This window comes from Rhizobium sp. AAP116 (genome assembly GCF_001295785.1).
Lineage (GTDB): Bacteria > Pseudomonadota > Alphaproteobacteria > Rhizobiales > Rhizobiaceae > Allorhizobium.
Genome location: NZ_LJIB01000043.1, coordinates 25,034 through 39,809, shown reverse-complemented (window position 1 = coordinate 39,809; position 14,776 = coordinate 25,034). Strand labels below are relative to the sequence as shown.

The window sequence follows — 14,776 nt, the reverse complement described above, 5'->3', positions numbered from 1 at the left end:
AGCTGCCGAGAACAGCAAAAGGCCCGCTCAAAGCGGGCCTTTTCGATTCACAAACAGCAGCTTGAGCTCAGAGCTTCAACCACGACGTCATCGAAACATTCGCCATGTTGAGCGCGGAGGACTGCAATTGGTCCTGCACCTTCTCTGCTGTAAGCCGAACCCGCTGCTCGTTGAGTTCCGTATCGACCAGTCGGCTGACACCGAGTTCGGACATCCCCTGCAAGCCTTGCAGAAGCACGCCGCCGCCCGTCACCTGGCTGCGCGTCTTGCTCACCTCGGCGCGGGCGCTCACCATATCGATCAGGACCCGATTGAGGGTCGAGATCATCCCGTCGATCTCGTCGCTGGTCGTGCCGCTATCGAGCCTGATCTCGCGAGCCCCGGCCTCTACCGGTTCGCGCGATTGCGCATCCATCAGGTAGTAATTGTAAGGCACGCCGCCGAGGCTGGTGCCGGCATAGGCCCGCGTCAGCACCCCGTCGCGCGCCTCCTGGCGCGAGACGAGCGTCGACTTGGCAGTGTCGAAATCGACCATATTGATGGACAGGCCACCGTCATCGCCGGTGGTGACCGAGGCGAGCAGCGAGGCGACCTTGGGCCGCCCGCCGGCCTCAACCATCAGCCAGTTGTCGCCGTTGAACGTGCTGTCCTCAACGACGGCACCGAGATCGACCTTCATCTGCGAGATATCGGCATTGATCGCATTGCGATCGGCGCCGATAGCCTTGGCAAGCACGAGCTTCTGCTGGATGCGTGCGACGATATCCGTCGCCTGCTCCAGGCCGAGTGCAGCCGTATCGGAGACCGCGGCCGCAATCTCGTTCGCTTCCTGCACGCTGCCAGCCGACAGGCTGCCGGGCCGCATGGTGGTGGAAATCGACCAATAGCTCGATGCAGCCGCATCTACCTCGGCGACAGGCGCTGCCACCGCGCGCGGTGCTACCCGGTCAAGGGCGGACGCGGCAGCGCTAGCCATCGAAGCCTGACTGGCAATGGATGGGTTGAACGAGGCTACAGTCATGGGAAAACCTTGTGTCGCATGTCATGTCGATCCGAAGCCGGCATCATTCCGGCTGTATAGGGATCACCCTAGCGACGAGGCTTTGTGATTGGCTTTCGAAGATTGTTAGAATTTTAGCGAATTGAGGTTTCGCCTTCGGATCGCACCTGAGCAGGGCGCAGTCAGTCGGCCGAAGGCAGCCGGCGCATGGTGAACTCGATCTGGTCTTCGTCGAGCTGCCGCCAGCTTTCTACCTCGGTCCAGTAAGCCGCCTTCGGAAAGGCGTCGAACCACTCGCGCGCCTTGGCTCGGGCCTCTTCGCGGGTCAGACAATAGGTCTCGCGCACGAACTGCCCGCCCAGACGCCCGGCCGTTCCGGCGCGGTGATCGGCAATACGCTTCCTGAGACCTGTAAATGGCGGCGGGCCAGGTATCTTCGTCATGAAATCCCTCGCATGGACGAGAGATTAATCCACGCAAAACCGGAAGGCGAGTCGATTTTACGGGGACACCCCCGCCCCCATATGGCCGCCCGCGATTTCACCTGATATTCGTTTGCCTGAAGAAGTTGAGGGGGACGACATGGAGCGACCGGTTCTGCCGAAAGGCTTGCCAGAGGATATCGAGGAGAAGAAGGACGCCGCCCGCGCCTGGTTCGAAAGCCTGCGCGACACGATCTGCGCTTCTTTCGAGACGCTGGAAAACGAGCTCACCGGCCCGATGGCCGATCGCGAGCCGGGTCGTTTCCAGGCCAAGGACTGGCAGCGCGAAGAGGGCAAGGGCGGCGGCGGCCGCATGTCGATGATGTATGGCCGCGTCTTCGAGAAGGTCGGCGTGCACACCTCGACGGTACATGGCGAGTTCTCACCCGAGTTCCGCAAGCAGATGCCCGGCGCCGAGGAAGACCCGCGCTTCTGGGCTTCCGGCATTTCGCTGATCGCCCATCCCGTGAACCCGCATGTGCCGACGGTGCACATGAACACCCGCATGGTGGTCACATCGAGCCAGTGGTTCGGCGGCGGCGCCGACCTGACGCCGGTGCTCGACCGCCGTCGCAGCCAAGACGATCCGGACACTCGTTTGTTTCACCGCGCGATGGAAGTCACCTGCGAACGCCATCCCCCCGTCGCCGACTATCCCGCCTACAAGAAGTGGTGCGATGAATACTTCTTCCTGCCCCACCGCAACGAGGCGCGCGGCATCGGCGGCATCTTCTTCGACTGGCTGACGGCAGACGAGGACAAGGGCGGCTGGGCCGCCAACTTTGCTTTCGTCCAGGATGTCGGCCGCGCCTTCAATCTCGTCTATCCGAAGATCGTCCGGGGCAATTTCAACAACCCTTGGACGGACGAGGACCGCGAGGAACAGCTTGTCCGTCGCGGCCGCTATGTGGAGTTCAATCTGCTCTACGACCGCGGCACGATCTTCGGCCTGAAGACCGGCGGTAACGTCGAATCAATCCTCTCCTCGCTCCCGCCGCTCGTGCGATATCCCTGATCGCACGGGTTACCGCTGTCACGGTTATCCACACGTCAACTCACGAAAAAGAATGAGCGGTGATTCCCGCCGCTTACGACAAAGTGTGTCGCGAACTTGACAGTTTGCATTGCGCTCGCGCCGGACGGGAGGCATTCTGCGGCCTCACGCAGTATCGAGGAGGAGATTGCGATGACCCCATCCAGCTCAGTATCCGTATCCCGCGTCAGTGACCCCACCGATCGTGCGCTCAAGGCACCCGAATTGATCGATCGGCTGGCGGAGCAAATGCGTCAGTCGAGTGATGTCGACTTGCCCCATTCTTATTTCGTTGAGCAGGTGCGCCTCGGTCTGGCCGGCAAGGATCTCGCCGACCGGCTTGCCGCAAACGACATCGAGACTGGCAGCCATCGGGGCAAGCGCCAACCCGCGCGCTCCGTATTCCATGCCTGGGCCATGCCCGATTGATCAGTCCGAATCCACCGCGTCGATACCCTTGGCCCGCCTCGTGCGGGCCATTTTTTTGCCATCCGCCGAACAATCATGGCATTCTGCGGTTACGGGAGAGTTGAGACGACGAAGGAGGAGACGATCATGAAACGCTTCGAATGCGGAACTCTTGTCCCCGGCTGCGATTGGCACACGCGGGCCGACGAGGAGGCAGAAGTCGTAAGACGGGCCGTGGAACACCTGAAGGTCACCCATGGCGAGGAGATCATCCGTCCGTCCATGGTGGACCACATCAAGGAACGGATCCGCAACGATCAGTCCCAGACGGCCTGAAACCTCAGGCGACACGGCATGAACGGCAACGGAGCCCGACAGGCGGGCTCCGTGTCCAGGACGAACCTGCGTGTCTTAGCTGCTCGGCAGCATGACCTTGTCGATCACGTGAATGACGCCGTTATCAGTGCGTATGTCGGCGGATACGACGTTTGCGCCATCGACGGTCACGCCGGCGCCAGACTTCGACACGGCGAGCGTCCTGTCACCGCCGCTCTTGATCGTGCGGACATGGATGGTGCGGCCCGGCAGCATCGTCGAGGTCAGTTCACGACCGACGACGTGGTAGCTCAGGATCGCGGCCAGCTGATCCTTGTTTTCCGGCTTGAGCAGGTTTTCGACCGTACCGGCCGGAAGCGCTGCGAAAGCCTCGTCCGTCGGGGCAAAGACCGTGAGCGGACCGCCGCCCGAAAGCGCGTCAACGAGACCGGCAGCCTGAGCGGCGGCCAAAAGAGTTTTGAAGCTGCCCGCCTGCTGGGCGGTCTCGACAATGTTGGCGGAATTCGCCGAAGAAGCGGCAAAGGTCATGCCTGCGGCAAGAAATGCGACTGCGAAGCGTGTCATGGAAATCCCTCCTCTGAAAGGCCAGACCGACATCATGTCGATCAACTGAAGCCGGGAGAGATACGCTCCAGGGATCGCCGCTGGATCGCGGACAAATGGACACTCTTTGTTGAGCGGGGCCTGATGAACCGAACCCGCTCTCGGGCGTATCATCCTACCTCGATGCGCCGAACTCTCAAGCTTTCGCCAGTGTCTCCAGCCGGGCCAGCAGATCTTCGCGGCTGAGATTGAACTGCGATGCGATCCAGCCTTCCTCGAGCTTGCCGAGAATTTCCCCAACCTTCGGCCCGGCAGGGATACCGGCGGCAAGCACGTCGGAGCCCTTGATCGGCAGCACCGGCCGCACAAAGCCCTCGGCACGCTTCAACAGCGAAAACAGCCGCGCACTCCGCGCCATCGCCTTCTGGTCCCCCTCGGCACGGGCCCGGGCGGAGGCAAGCTCGAGCTTCAGCATCGAGATCATGCCGTCCTTGCCGAAGCGGTAGAGATCGCGGTCGAAGGCGACGTCGGTCACCGTCTCCTGCGGCTTCGGCGCCCGTGCGAACCGGTCGAGCGTCAGCGCCTCGGCATTCGACAGCCGCAATCGCTCGGACAGCGTCACAAGCCGCGCCGCATCCTTCGGCACGATAGAGCAGAGACGAAGCAACGGATCCGGATCCCAGCCCAATGCCTGTTCGGCTGCGATCAGACCGGGGATCGCATCGATGCCCCATTTCTCCGTTTCAGGCAGGATTTCGGTCAGCACGCCCGATTGGCGCATCCAGAGGAGCGCCCGCCCCGGATCCCGCGCGGACAAGAGCTTCTTGATCTCGCTCCAGACGCGCTCGGCGGAGAGCGATTTCAGCTGGCTCCGCGCCCTTGCACAGGCCTTCAACCCGTCCGCATCGGGACGGCCGCTGCCGTAATGGGCGAAGAAGCGGAAGAAGCGCAGGACGCGCAGGTAGTCTTCGGCAATCCGCTGCTCGGCATCGCCGATGAAGCGCACTGTCTTCGTTTCGATGTCCTTCAGGCCGCCGACGAGATCGATCACCTCACCATCGAGACCGACATAAAGCGCGTTGATCGTGAGATCGCGCCGGTCGGCATCCTCCTGCCAGCTTGCGCCAAAGGCGACCTGGGCATGGCGACCATTGGTCTCGACGTCACGCCGGAGCGTCGTCACCTCATAACCCTTGCCGTCAACGACCAGCGTCACAGTGCCGTGCTCGATCCCGGTCGGTACCGCCTTGATGCCTTTCGCCGCCGCCCGGCCGCTCACCTCTTCCGGCATCAACGTCGTGGCGAGGTCGATATCCCCGACATCAAGTCCCATCAGGCTGTTGCGCACCGCGCCGCCGACCACCCGTGTCACCGCGCCACCGCTGTTGAGCAGCGTCATCAGTTTCTTGAGGGCAGGCTCCTGGAACCAGTCGCGATCGGACAGATTGGTCATGCATAGAGCCTTTCATAAAGCGTCCGGATGATGCCGGCCGTAATGCCCCAGATATGCCGCTCCCGATAGGGCATCACGTAGAAATGTCTGACGGAGCCCTGCCACATCCGGCTGTCCTGCCGGTGATTGGATGGGTTCATCAGGAAGGAAAGCGGCACCTCGAAGACGCTGTCCACCTCGTCGGGATTGAGCGTCAATTCGAAGCCGGGTTGCACGACGGAAAGCACCGGCTGGATGCGGAAACCGGTTCCCGAGAGATATTGCGGCAGCCGCCCGACCGTCTCGACGAAACGACGGTCGAGGCCGATCTCTTCCTCCGCCTCGCGCAGCGCCGCTTCTTCCGGCGACCTGTCCGTCGCATCGATACCGCCGCCCGGAAAGGCGATCTGCCCGGCATGTTGCCGGAGCTTGCTGGTCCGCTGCGTCAGGATGATGCGCGCCTCGTCCGGATCGTCGATCACACCGATCAGCACCGCCGCGTCCTTCAGCTTCAGCTGCTCGTATTGCAGGATGGTGTCCGGGTTCAACGCATGGTCGCCATGGTCGCGCCAAGCATGCTCGAGCGGTGCACCCACCTGTTCCAGCGCCCGGCGGCGGAAATCCTCTGCGGTAAACGTCATTGATGTCATCGGGACAGGCGATCGAGTTCTTCGGCGGGCATGATCGGAAATACCGCGCCGCGAGAGCGCACGGCAAACATCGCCTTGCCCTCGATCTCCACCACCTCTCCCCGCTCGACGAGATCATACATGACCGCTCGCGAGACAAGCGCCTCCAGACGACCACGGACGGCCAGGTAAGGCTTGAGCTCGTGATTGTCGCCAACGATCTCGAAGCGCAGCGGATGCTCAGGCCCCGCCTCGACCACATCGCCGACATTGGTGCGGAATGTCAGCACCGACTCACCCGCCTCTTCCGTCACGCTCATCTCGACCGCGACGAAATGGGCGTCCTGAACACGAATACCGACCTTTTCCACAGGCGTGACGAGATAGGTCTTGCCGTCCTCATCCTTGCGCAGAACCGTCGAAAACAGCCTGACGAGTGGCGCCCTACCGATCGGCGTGCCCATGTAGAACCAGGTCCCGTCAGCCCTGATTTCCATGTCGAGATCCCCACAGAACGGCGGTTCCCAGCGTTCCACCGGCGGTAGTGATGCCTTTCCGCCCGATGTTTGCGCTGACGCGCGCGAAATCAGCGCGGCGAGCCCCGCCGCATCTGTAGTCGCCTTCAGCGTATCGCCTGCCATCTTTGCGTCCCGGTTTTGTCTTTAGCTTATAACAGTCACGAGATAGTCATTCGAAACGTCCTTGTCAGCCGTCCTCTCGCCAATAAGTTAGTTTCAGTAACATGCACCCTACGCGTCCGTTCGATTCGCCGGACTCGGCCAAAACCAATTGGAGCAGACCATGGGCATGATGCCAAATCCCGATGTTGCAATGGACGAGAAAGCGATCGTCGCCGAGGCCGAGAAGGCGCTCGCAGATATCGCGGCGATCCGCCAGGAAGTGGCCAAGGTGATCTTCGGTCAGGAAAAGGTCGTCGAAAACACCCTCCTCGCCATTCTCTCAGGTGGCCATGCTCTTCTGGTCGGCGTTCCCGGTCTCGCCAAGACCAAGCTCGTGACGACGCTCGGCTCGGCCCTTGGCCTCGATGCCAACCGCATCCAGTTTACGCCCGACCTGATGCCCTCTGACATCATCGGCACGGAAGTCATGGACCAGGACGAGACGGGGCGTCGCTCCTTCCGCTTCGTCAAGGGTCCGGTCTTTGCCCAGCTGCTGATGGCCGATGAGATCAACCGCGCAAGCCCGCGCACTCAGTCCGCTCTTCTGCAGTCGATGCAGGAGCACCACGTCACCATCGCCGGCCAGCCTTATCAGCTGCCCGCCCCCTTCCACGTGCTTGCAACCCAGAACCCGCTGGAGCAGGAAGGCACCTACCCGCTTCCTGAAGCGCAGCTCGACCGCTTCCTGCTGCAGGTGGATGTTCTCTATCCGGAACTCGCCGCCGAACGGCAGATCCTGCTGGAGACAACTGGCGTCGGTGACCGCCGCGCCAGTGCAGTGATCAACAGCGCCCGCCTGCTGGAGATCCAGAAGCTGATCCGCCAGATGCCGGTCTCCGACACCGTGGTCGACGCCATTCTGACGCTCGTCCGCTCGGCACGTCCGGGCCACGGCAACGACACGACCGACAAGAACATCGCCTGGGGTCCGGGTCCCCGCGCCGGACAGGCCCTGATGCTCTGCGCCCGTGCCCGCGCCCTCTATGAAGGCCGCCTCGCCCCCTCCATCGACGACGTATACGCACTCGCCGAACCCGTGCTCGAACACCGCATGGCACTGACCTTTGCGGCGCGTGCCGAAGGCATGACCGTCCGCGACGTCATCGCGGGTCTCGTTTCCGACCTGCGCAAGTAAGGGAGGCCTTAACCGCGTGGCATCGATCGGCCAGATCGTCGAGCAGACAGCCGGCAGCGAAGTGCTGAAGCGCGCCCGCCAGCGCGCCGTGCTCGTGCCTGACTGCATGGTCGAGGCAAAGCGCATCGCCAATACCGTGATTGCCGGCTGGCATGGCCGCCGCAAGCGCGGCATCGGCGAAAACTTCTGGCAGTTCCGCCCCTATGCAGATGGCGAGAGCTTCTCGCGCATCGATTGGCGCCGCTCTGCCCGCGACGACCACATGTATATCCGTGACCGCGAATGGGAAGCGGCCCACACGGTCTGGCTCTGGGCCGACATGTCGCCCTCAATGATGTACAAGTCGACGCTTGCCTCTGTTTCCAAGGAAAGCCGCGCGCTTGTGCTGATGCTGGCACTCGCCGAAATCCTCGCGCGCTCCGGCGAACGCATCGGTTGCCCTGGCATCATGGAGCCGATCTCCGCCCGCAACGCCGCCGAGCGTCTTGCGACCGCCATCATGCATGCGCCGCTGACCGAAGGCCTGCCCGACACCCGCATGATCCGCGGCGCAAGCGACATCGTGCTGATCGGCGACTTTCTCGACGATGCGGACCGGGTGATGGAGCGCATCACGCCGCTCGCCCGCCGCGGTCTTCGCGGCCACGTGCTCGAGGTCGCCGATCCGGCGGAAGAGACCTTCCCCTATACCGGCCGCACCGAGTTCACCGATCCCGAAACCGGCGAAAAGCTCACCTCCGGCCGCGCAGAGACCCTGCGCGAAGACTACCAGCAGGCCTATCTCGCTCGCCGAGGATCGATGTCGGATCAGCTCCGCCGCATGGGCTGGAGCTTCACCCACAACCGCACTGATCGTCTCGCCTCGGAGGCCCTCGTCGCTGTCCACATGCACCTGTCGGGCATGCCGCCCGCCGTCAACAGGAGTGCGGGCTGATGTTAGGTATGCCACTCGCCTTCGGCGCTCCCGCCATTCTTGGTGCTTTGCTTGCACTGCCCCTGATCTGGTGGCTCCTGAAGCTCACCCCGCCGCGCCCGAAGACGGAAGTCTTCCCGCCGCTGAAGATCCTGGCTGGCGTCTTGAAGCGCGAGGAAACGCCCTCGAAAAGCCCCTGGTGGCTGACCCTTCTGCGCATGCTGATGGCCGCCATCGTCATCTTTGCGCTGGCCGACCCCGTGCTCAATCCGCGCAACGCCACCCTCTCCGGCGACGGTCCTCTACTGCTCGTTGTCGACAACGGCTGGGCAACCGTCGGCGACTGGGATCGCCGCGTCGAGACCGCGACCGCCCTGATCGGCGATGCCGCTGACCGCAGCCTGCCCGTCTCGATCGTCTTCACGGCAGAGGCAAACCATGACGCGATACCCGGCACCGCCGCCGTGGCGCTCGAAAAACTTGCCGCCGCCACACCCCATCCGCAGCGCCCCGATCGTATCAGGACCATCGAAGCGCTCCGCACCACCTTCTCGTCGGAACGCCCCGGCACGCTCGCCTATGTCTCCGACGGCATCGCCCGCGACGCGGAAGATCCGTTCCTGTCGGATCTCGCCAGCCTCTCGCCCGCCGAATTCCGCATCGTCGAGGGCGATGGTGCAGCAAGCGTCGCAATCACCGGCGCAAACAACGGCTCGGATGCGCTCACCGTCACGCTCTCGCGCCTCAACGCCTCGGAACCTCGCAGCCTGATCGTTGATGCTCAGGACCGCCAGGGTCGCATAATCGCCTCCGGTCAGGTCGATTTCGCCCCCGGCACGACGGAAGCGTCCGGCGAGATCGCAGCGCCCTTCGAACTGCGCAATGATTTCGCCCGCCTCTCGATCGCAGGCGTCGCCTCGGCCGGCGCCATCCACCTGCTCGACGACGGCTTCCGCCGCCGCAAGGTCGCGCTTGTTTCCGGCGACAGCGGTGACGGCTTCCAGCCACTCCTCTCGCCGCTCTATTACATCGAGCGCGCGCTTGGCCCCTATGCCGACGTGGTCAAGCCCGGCCAGACCGACCTTGCCGTCGCCATACCTGAAATCCTCAACCAGAACCCGTCTGCCCTCGTGCTGGCCGATGTCGGACGCCTGCCGGCCGATGTCTATGATCCGCTGCAAGCATGGATCAACCGTGGTGGCACGCTGATCCGCTTTGCCGGCCCCCGCCTTGCCGCCGCCCCCGCAGACGACCCGCTCGTGCCGGTCATCCTGCGCCAGGGCGAACGCGCGCTCGGCGGCGCACTCTCCTGGGCCGAGCCGCAGCCGCTTGCCGACTTCCCGACCTTTGGCCCCTTTGCCGGCATGCCGCGCCCCGAGGGCATCCTCGTCAAGCGACAGGTGCTCGCCGAACCGACACCGGATCTCGCCGCCCGCACCTGGGCAAGCCTTGCCGACGGCACGCCGCTCGTCACCGTCGAGGACAACGGCGCCGGCCGCATCGTGCTCTTCCACGTCAGCGCCGAGGCCACCTGGTCGGATCTGCCGATTTCCGGCACCTTTGTCGACATGCTCCGCCGTATCGTCCAGCTCACTCGTGTCGGCGCAGCTGAGGCTCAGGCCGGCCAGGCGACCGCCCCGTCGCTTCCGCCCTTCCGTCTTCTGACCGAACGCGGCGCGCTCACCGCCGAGGCGGGCACCGCAAAGCCCCTGTCGCTCGGCCCGGACCGTCCAGAAGCCGCGACCTTCGACAATCCGCCGGGCCTCTACGGCACGGAAGACGGCTTCACGGCACTCAACCTCCTGCCATCGGATGCCACACTGCGCCCGCTTCCCTCGCCGGCAGGCCTCACCGTCGCCCGCGACCCGATGGCCGGCACGGCGGCAACCCCGCTGAAGCCGAGCCTTCTGACCATCGCCTTCCTGCTGCTGGTGATCGACAGCCTGATCGTGCTCTTCATGGGCGGCGCCTTCTCCCGCATGCCGAAACGCGCACCGGCTGCTGCCGCCTCAATCCTGGCGCTTGCCGTCGCACTCGCTGCGGCAACAATGCCCGGTCAGGCGCTTGCCCAGTCGACTGATGCCAAGCCCGGCGACGAACAGATCCTTGAGCGGCTCGACAACACCCACCTCGCCTATGTCATCACCGGCGAAGCCGAGGTTGATCGCCTTTCCGAGCAGGGTCTCGCCGGCCTCACCGACTTCCTGACCTACCGCACGACGCTAGAGCCCGCCCCGCCCATAGGTGTCGACATTTCGAAGGACGAACTCTCCTTCTACCCGATCATCTTCTGGCCGATCTCGGCTTCCGCGCCCATGCCGTCAGCAGCCGCGATCAGCCGCATCGACGCCTATATGCGCGCCGGCGGCACCGTGCTCTTCGACACGCGTGACCAGGGCTCGACGCTCGGCAACGAGGTCGGGGCCTCTCCAAACGGCGAACGCCTGCAGGCGATCCTTGCCAATATCGACATCCCGCCGCTGGAGCCGGTTCCATCAGACCACGTGCTGACGCGCGCCTTCTATCTGCTGCAGGGCTTTCCCGGCCGCTACAGCGGCAGCCCGCTCTGGGTCGAGGCCCGCCAGGAAGCGCTCTCCAGCAACAGCGGCGTCGCCTCCTCCGGCGATGGCGTGAGCCCGATCATGATCACCGGCAACGATCTCATGGGCGCCTGGGCAATCGATGCCAATGGCGCAAGCGTGCTCCCTGTCGTCCCCGCCGATGAGATGCAGCGCGAAATGTCCTTCCGCTCCGGCGTCAACATCATGATGTATATGCTGACCGGCAACTACAAGGCAGACCAGGTCCACGTGCCTGCGCTGCTCGAACGACTGGGGCAGTGAGACCATGACGCTCGAATTCGCCCCCTTCATCCCCTGGATCGCCATCGCCACCCTTGCCGTGCTGGCCGTGGTGCTGTCCGTCCTCGGTTTCCTGCGCGGCGTACGCGGCACCGCCATCCGCCTGGCCGCTTCGATCGCCGTACTTGCAGCCCTTGCCAACCCGCTCCTCCTCCAGGAAGAGCGCGATCCGCTGACGACAGTCGTGCCCGTGATCGTTGACCGCAGCCAGAGCCAGCAGATCGCCGGCCGCGCCGAGCAGACCGATGAGGCATTGCAGGGCATCCGCGACCGCCTCGGCCGCTTCCCGAATATCGAGCCGCGCATCATCGAAGTCACCGACCCCGGCGACAGCGACGCACCCTCCACCAAGCTCTTCGAAGCGCTGGCTGCGGCAACGACGGACGTTCCGCCGGCCCGTGTCGGTGGTGCAATCTTCGTCACCGACGGCCAGGTGCATGACATCCCGGCCGAAAACCAGGCGCTTCCCTTCGACGCCCCGTTGCATTCGCTGATCACCGGCAAGGCCGACGAATTCGATCGCCGCATCGAAGTCCTCCGCGCTCCGCGCTTCGGCATCGTCGACGAGGAACAGGAACTGACCTTCCGTGTCTTCGACGACGGAGAGGCCTCCAACCAGCCGGCCGACGTCTCGGTCAGAATGAATGGCGAAGACCTCGGCACCATCCCGGCCGTTCCCGGCGCCGAGACCTCCTTTGCCTTCCGCGTCCCACGCGGCGGCAACAATGTGCTGGAATTCTCGGTCGCCGCAACACCGGGCGAAGTCACCGACGTCAACAACCGCGCCATCCACCTGATCGAGGGCATCCGCCAGAACCTGCGCGTGCTGCTCGTGTCGGGCGAACCGCATGCCGGCGAACGCGCCTGGCGCAACCTCTTGAAATCGGACGCCTCGGTCGACCTCGTCCACTTCACCATTCTGCGCCCGCCGGAAAAGCAGGATGGCACGCCGATCAACGAACTCTCGCTGATCGCCTTCCCGACCCGCGAACTTTTCGTCGAAAAGATCAATGATTTCGACCTGATCATCTTCGACCGCTACCAGCATCGCGGCGTGCTGCCGATCCTCTATTACGATTACATCGCCGAATATGTCAGGAATGGCGGCGCGCTGCTGATCGCCGCCGGCCCGGAACATGCCGGACAGGACTCGATCGCCCTCACACCGCTCGAGTCAGTTCTTCCGGCCACCCCGACCGGCGATGTCCATCAGGCCGGCTTCTATCCCCGCATCTCGGAGCAGGGCAAACGCCACCCCGTCACCCGTGGCCTCGATGGCTCCGCCGTGGAGCCGCCACAATGGGGCCGCTGGTTCCGCAGCGTCGATGTCGGCCGTACAGATGGCGAAACCGTCATGACGGGCGACGGCGACCGTCCCCTGCTCGTGCTCAACCGCGCCAATGAGGGCCGCGTCGCCATGCTGCTCTCCGATCAGGGCTGGCTCTGGGCCCGCGGCTTTGAAGGCGGCGGCCCGCATGTGTCGCTCTATCGCCGCATCGCCCACTGGCTGATGAAGGAGCCGGAGCTCGAGGAAGAGGCACTGAAGGCGCGCGCCACCGGCCGCACGCTGGAAGTGACCCGCCAGACCATCGGCGACGCCCCCGGCCCCGCGACGATCACCACGCCCTCAGGCGAAACGATTGCGTTGAACCTAAACGAGATCCAGCCCGGCCTCTATCGCGGCGAACGCCGCATGACCGAGACCGGCCTGTTCACCATCACCAATGGAGACTTCTCGAGCCTCGTCCATGTCGGCGCCGTCGACGCCCCCGAATTCCGCGCGATGATCTCAACCACCGATACACTCGCCCCGACGAGCGAGGAATCGCGCGGCCTCACAGCCCGCCTGGACGATGGAGACGCCTCTGTCCGCATCCCCGACATCCTGCCCGTGCGTGGCGAAGTCCGTGTTGCCGACGACCGCCGCATGCTGATCAAGCTGACGGACGAAACCGTGCTGAAGGGCGTGAACACGCTGCCGCTTTTCGCGGGCTTTGCAGGGCTCGGGATCTTGTTGCTGGCGGTATCGGCCATGTGGTGGCGCGAGGGGCGGTAATGCCGCGACCTTCCGTGACGCCGCATCCAGCCGACACGCCTATTCCGGTTGCTTTGGATAGTGACGGTATACCAGATCGCCCGGCGACGGCCGTGCCGCTCGCTGGTCCAGCTCGGCACCAAGCCGTGTGGCGAGGCCGGCAGATCTGACATTGTCAGGATCGACATAGCTGACGAGGCTCGGCAACTGCCGCACTTCTCTCGCCCAATGGAGCAGCGCTTCAGCCGCCTCATGGGCATAGCCCCTGCCTTCAAATTGAGGATAAACGAACCATCCCAACTCGAACTCCGGGAACAGCGGCCCCGCATTGATCCCCACCTGTCCCACACAGGCACCGGTCGTTGTTTCATCGATCATCAGCGCCCCGCAACCAAACAGATCCCATTGCGCATGGTCGCTGCAGAACATGCCCCAGGCTGCAGCATCCAGGAAAGGGCCACCCATGAATTGCGCCCGTTCCGACGCCATCAGCTGCTTGTACGAAGGCCAGTCCTCCTTGCGCATGGCGCGTAGAACGAGGCGACCTGTTGTGAATGTCGGTATCGGATGCATCGGAATTCTCACTGCAAAATCGGTAGCTGGGCGGACCAGATCTAGCATATTCGACGGCGGACCAACGATGCATCGTCGACCAAGCCCCCTGAGGAAACAGGCACTTTGCGGCTGTGGTCACTCGGAATCCCCCCATGACCGATGTGGGCCAGCCGACCAGCACGTGGACAATGAAGCCAACGCAGCCTAACCTTCGCCCATGCCTCCATCACTCCCTCCCGCCGACACCGTCCCCGAAACCGCCCGCGACGCGATCCTCGCCAGCATCAAGGCCCACAACGAGACCCTGCTCGGCCCATCCGATAGGCGCGATCTCTTCATTCCGATTCAGGCAGACGACGGCTCCGTCGACGGTGGCCTCGTCGGCTATACCGGTCGCGGTTGGCTTTATGTGGAATTGCTCTCGGTCCCTGAGCGCCTGCGCGGTCAGGGCATGGCCGGCAGATTGTTGACACTCGCCGAAGAAGAGGCGAAGGCGCGCGGTTGCATCGGCGCTTATATCGACACGATCAACCCGGCTGCCTGCCGTGCCTATGAACGTGCCGGCTACCACGTCTTCGGCCGCATCGAGGATTTTGCCAAGGGCTATGATATCTGCTGGCTGATCAAGCGCTTCTGAGCTTCTGCTTCGCCCGATCGCCCATTGTTCGGATCACCGCCAGCACATGCGGGCCAAGAATGGATCGGAACATCGAGCCCTCCCCACTGTTCCCAGT

At 63.9% G+C, this 14,776-nt stretch carries 15 protein-coding genes; 8 read left to right on the top strand and 7 right to left on the bottom strand.

What is annotated here, in order from left to right; translation table 11 throughout:
- Positions 1–67 precede the first annotated feature (67 nt).
- Positions 68–1,021 carry a hypothetical protein gene (locus tag IP85_RS20295; RefSeq protein WP_082347845.1) on the bottom strand — a complete coding sequence of 318 codons (954 nt, stop codon included), beginning with the start codon at positions 1,019–1,021 and terminating at the stop codon, positions 68–70.
- A 161-nt stretch (positions 1,022–1,182) separates the two neighbouring features.
- Positions 1,183–1,443, bottom strand: coding sequence for a hypothetical protein (locus tag IP85_RS20290; protein WP_054151479.1), 261 nt, complete (start codon positions 1,441–1,443; stop codon positions 1,183–1,185).
- A gap of 139 nt (positions 1,444–1,582) precedes the next feature.
- Here IP85_RS20290 and hemF point away from each other — a divergent pair, with 139 nt between their 5' ends.
- The 3 genes from hemF (at position 1,583) to IP85_RS20275 (ending at position 3,259) form a co-directional block, all read left to right on the top strand.
- Positions 1,583–2,497, top strand: coding sequence for an oxygen-dependent coproporphyrinogen oxidase (gene hemF, locus IP85_RS20285; protein WP_054151478.1), 915 nt, complete (start codon positions 1,583–1,585; stop codon positions 2,495–2,497).
- 171 nt (positions 2,498–2,668) lie between these two features.
- Entirely contained in the window at positions 2,669–2,944 is a 276-nt protein-coding gene (locus IP85_RS20280) for a hypothetical protein (protein WP_054151477.1), read from the top strand.
- Positions 2,945–3,070: 126 nt separating this feature from the next.
- A complete protein-coding gene (locus IP85_RS20275; RefSeq protein ID WP_054151476.1) occupies positions 3,071–3,259 on the top strand; it encodes a DUF1059 domain-containing protein in 189 nt (62 codons plus the stop codon).
- Between the two features lie 75 nt (positions 3,260–3,334).
- Here IP85_RS20275 and IP85_RS20270 read toward each other — a convergent pair whose 3' ends face one another.
- The 4 genes from IP85_RS20270 to IP85_RS20255 form a co-directional block, all read right to left on the bottom strand.
- The gene (locus IP85_RS20270; RefSeq protein ID WP_054151475.1) at positions 3,335–3,823 is read right to left on the bottom strand and encodes a fasciclin domain-containing protein; all 489 of its coding nucleotides are present in this window, start codon (positions 3,821–3,823) and stop codon (positions 3,335–3,337) included.
- 175 nt (positions 3,824–3,998) lie between these two features.
- A complete protein-coding gene (locus IP85_RS20265; RefSeq protein WP_054151474.1) occupies positions 3,999–5,255 on the bottom strand; it encodes a CCA tRNA nucleotidyltransferase in 1,257 nt (418 codons plus the stop codon).
- The gene (locus tag IP85_RS20260; protein ID WP_054151473.1) at positions 5,252–5,884 is read right to left on the bottom strand and encodes a CoA pyrophosphatase; all 633 of its coding nucleotides are present in this window, start codon (positions 5,882–5,884) and stop codon (positions 5,252–5,254) included. Before IP85_RS20260 ends, IP85_RS20265 begins: the two co-directional genes overlap by 4 nt.
- Entirely contained in the window at positions 5,881–6,504 is a 624-nt protein-coding gene (locus IP85_RS20255) for a DUF1285 domain-containing protein (protein ID WP_054151472.1), read from the bottom strand. Before IP85_RS20255 ends, IP85_RS20260 begins: the two co-directional genes overlap by 4 nt.
- Before the next feature lie 160 nt (positions 6,505–6,664).
- Between IP85_RS20255 and IP85_RS20250 the strand changes: the two genes are divergently transcribed.
- From IP85_RS20250 to IP85_RS20235, 4 genes are read left to right on the top strand one after another with little or no spacing between them, the layout of a single operon-like run.
- Complete coding sequence (locus IP85_RS20250) at positions 6,665–7,678, top strand: MoxR family ATPase (protein WP_054151471.1); 1,014 nt, start codon at positions 6,665–6,667, stop codon at positions 7,676–7,678.
- Positions 7,679–7,694: 16 nt separating this feature from the next.
- Positions 7,695–8,612 carry a DUF58 domain-containing protein gene (locus tag IP85_RS20245; protein WP_054151470.1) on the top strand — a complete coding sequence of 306 codons (918 nt, stop codon included), beginning with the start codon at positions 7,695–7,697 and terminating at the stop codon, positions 8,610–8,612.
- Positions 8,612–11,434, top strand: a complete 2,823-nt coding sequence (locus IP85_RS20240; RefSeq protein WP_054151469.1) for a DUF4159 domain-containing protein — start codon at positions 8,612–8,614, stop codon at positions 11,432–11,434. Before IP85_RS20245 ends, IP85_RS20240 begins: the two co-directional genes overlap by 1 nt.
- A gap of 4 nt (positions 11,435–11,438) precedes the next feature.
- The gene (locus tag IP85_RS20235; protein ID WP_054151468.1) at positions 11,439–13,508 is read left to right on the top strand and encodes a hypothetical protein; all 2,070 of its coding nucleotides are present in this window, start codon (positions 11,439–11,441) and stop codon (positions 13,506–13,508) included.
- A 39-nt stretch (positions 13,509–13,547) separates the two neighbouring features.
- Here the strand turns inward: IP85_RS20235 and IP85_RS20230 are convergent, their stop codons facing one another.
- Complete coding sequence (locus IP85_RS20230) at positions 13,548–14,060, bottom strand: GNAT family N-acetyltransferase (RefSeq protein ID WP_054151467.1); 513 nt, start codon at positions 14,058–14,060, stop codon at positions 13,548–13,550.
- 199 nt (positions 14,061–14,259) lie between these two features.
- Here IP85_RS20230 and IP85_RS20225 point away from each other — a divergent pair, with 199 nt between their 5' ends.
- Complete coding sequence (locus tag IP85_RS20225; protein ID WP_054151466.1) at positions 14,260–14,679, top strand: GNAT family N-acetyltransferase; 420 nt, start codon at positions 14,260–14,262, stop codon at positions 14,677–14,679.
- Positions 14,680–14,776: the final 97 nt, after the last annotated feature.

Coding starts and splice junctions, on each gene's coding strand:
- IP85_RS20290 (WP_054151479.1), bottom strand. CDS start 1,443: ATGACGAAGATACCTGGCCCGCCGCCATTTACAGGTCTCAGGAAGCGT.
- IP85_RS20235 (WP_054151468.1), top strand. CDS start 11,439: ATGACGCTCGAATTCGCCCCCTTCATCCCCTGGATCGCCATCGCCACC.
- hemF (WP_054151478.1), top strand. CDS start 1,583: ATGGAGCGACCGGTTCTGCCGAAAGGCTTGCCAGAGGATATCGAGGAG.
- IP85_RS20260 (WP_054151473.1), bottom strand. CDS start 5,884: ATGACATCAATGACGTTTACCGCAGAGGATTTCCGCCGCCGGGCGCTG.
- IP85_RS20250 (WP_054151471.1), top strand. CDS start 6,665: ATGGGCATGATGCCAAATCCCGATGTTGCAATGGACGAGAAAGCGATC.
- IP85_RS20275 (WP_054151476.1), top strand. CDS start 3,071: ATGAAACGCTTCGAATGCGGAACTCTTGTCCCCGGCTGCGATTGGCAC.
- IP85_RS20270 (WP_054151475.1), bottom strand. CDS start 3,823: ATGACACGCTTCGCAGTCGCATTTCTTGCCGCAGGCATGACCTTTGCC.
- IP85_RS20225 (WP_054151466.1), top strand. CDS start 14,260: ATGCCTCCATCACTCCCTCCCGCCGACACCGTCCCCGAAACCGCCCGC.
- IP85_RS20240 (WP_054151469.1), top strand. CDS start 8,612: ATGTTAGGTATGCCACTCGCCTTCGGCGCTCCCGCCATTCTTGGTGCT.
- IP85_RS20265 (WP_054151474.1), bottom strand. CDS start 5,255: ATGACCAATCTGTCCGATCGCGACTGGTTCCAGGAGCCTGCCCTCAAG.
- IP85_RS20230 (WP_054151467.1), bottom strand. CDS start 14,060: ATGCATCCGATACCGACATTCACAACAGGTCGCCTCGTTCTACGCGCC.
- IP85_RS20295 (WP_082347845.1), bottom strand. CDS start 1,021: ATGACTGTAGCCTCGTTCAACCCATCCATTGCCAGTCAGGCTTCGATG.
- IP85_RS20255 (WP_054151472.1), bottom strand. CDS start 6,504: ATGGCAGGCGATACGCTGAAGGCGACTACAGATGCGGCGGGGCTCGCC.
- IP85_RS20280 (WP_054151477.1), top strand. CDS start 2,669: ATGACCCCATCCAGCTCAGTATCCGTATCCCGCGTCAGTGACCCCACC.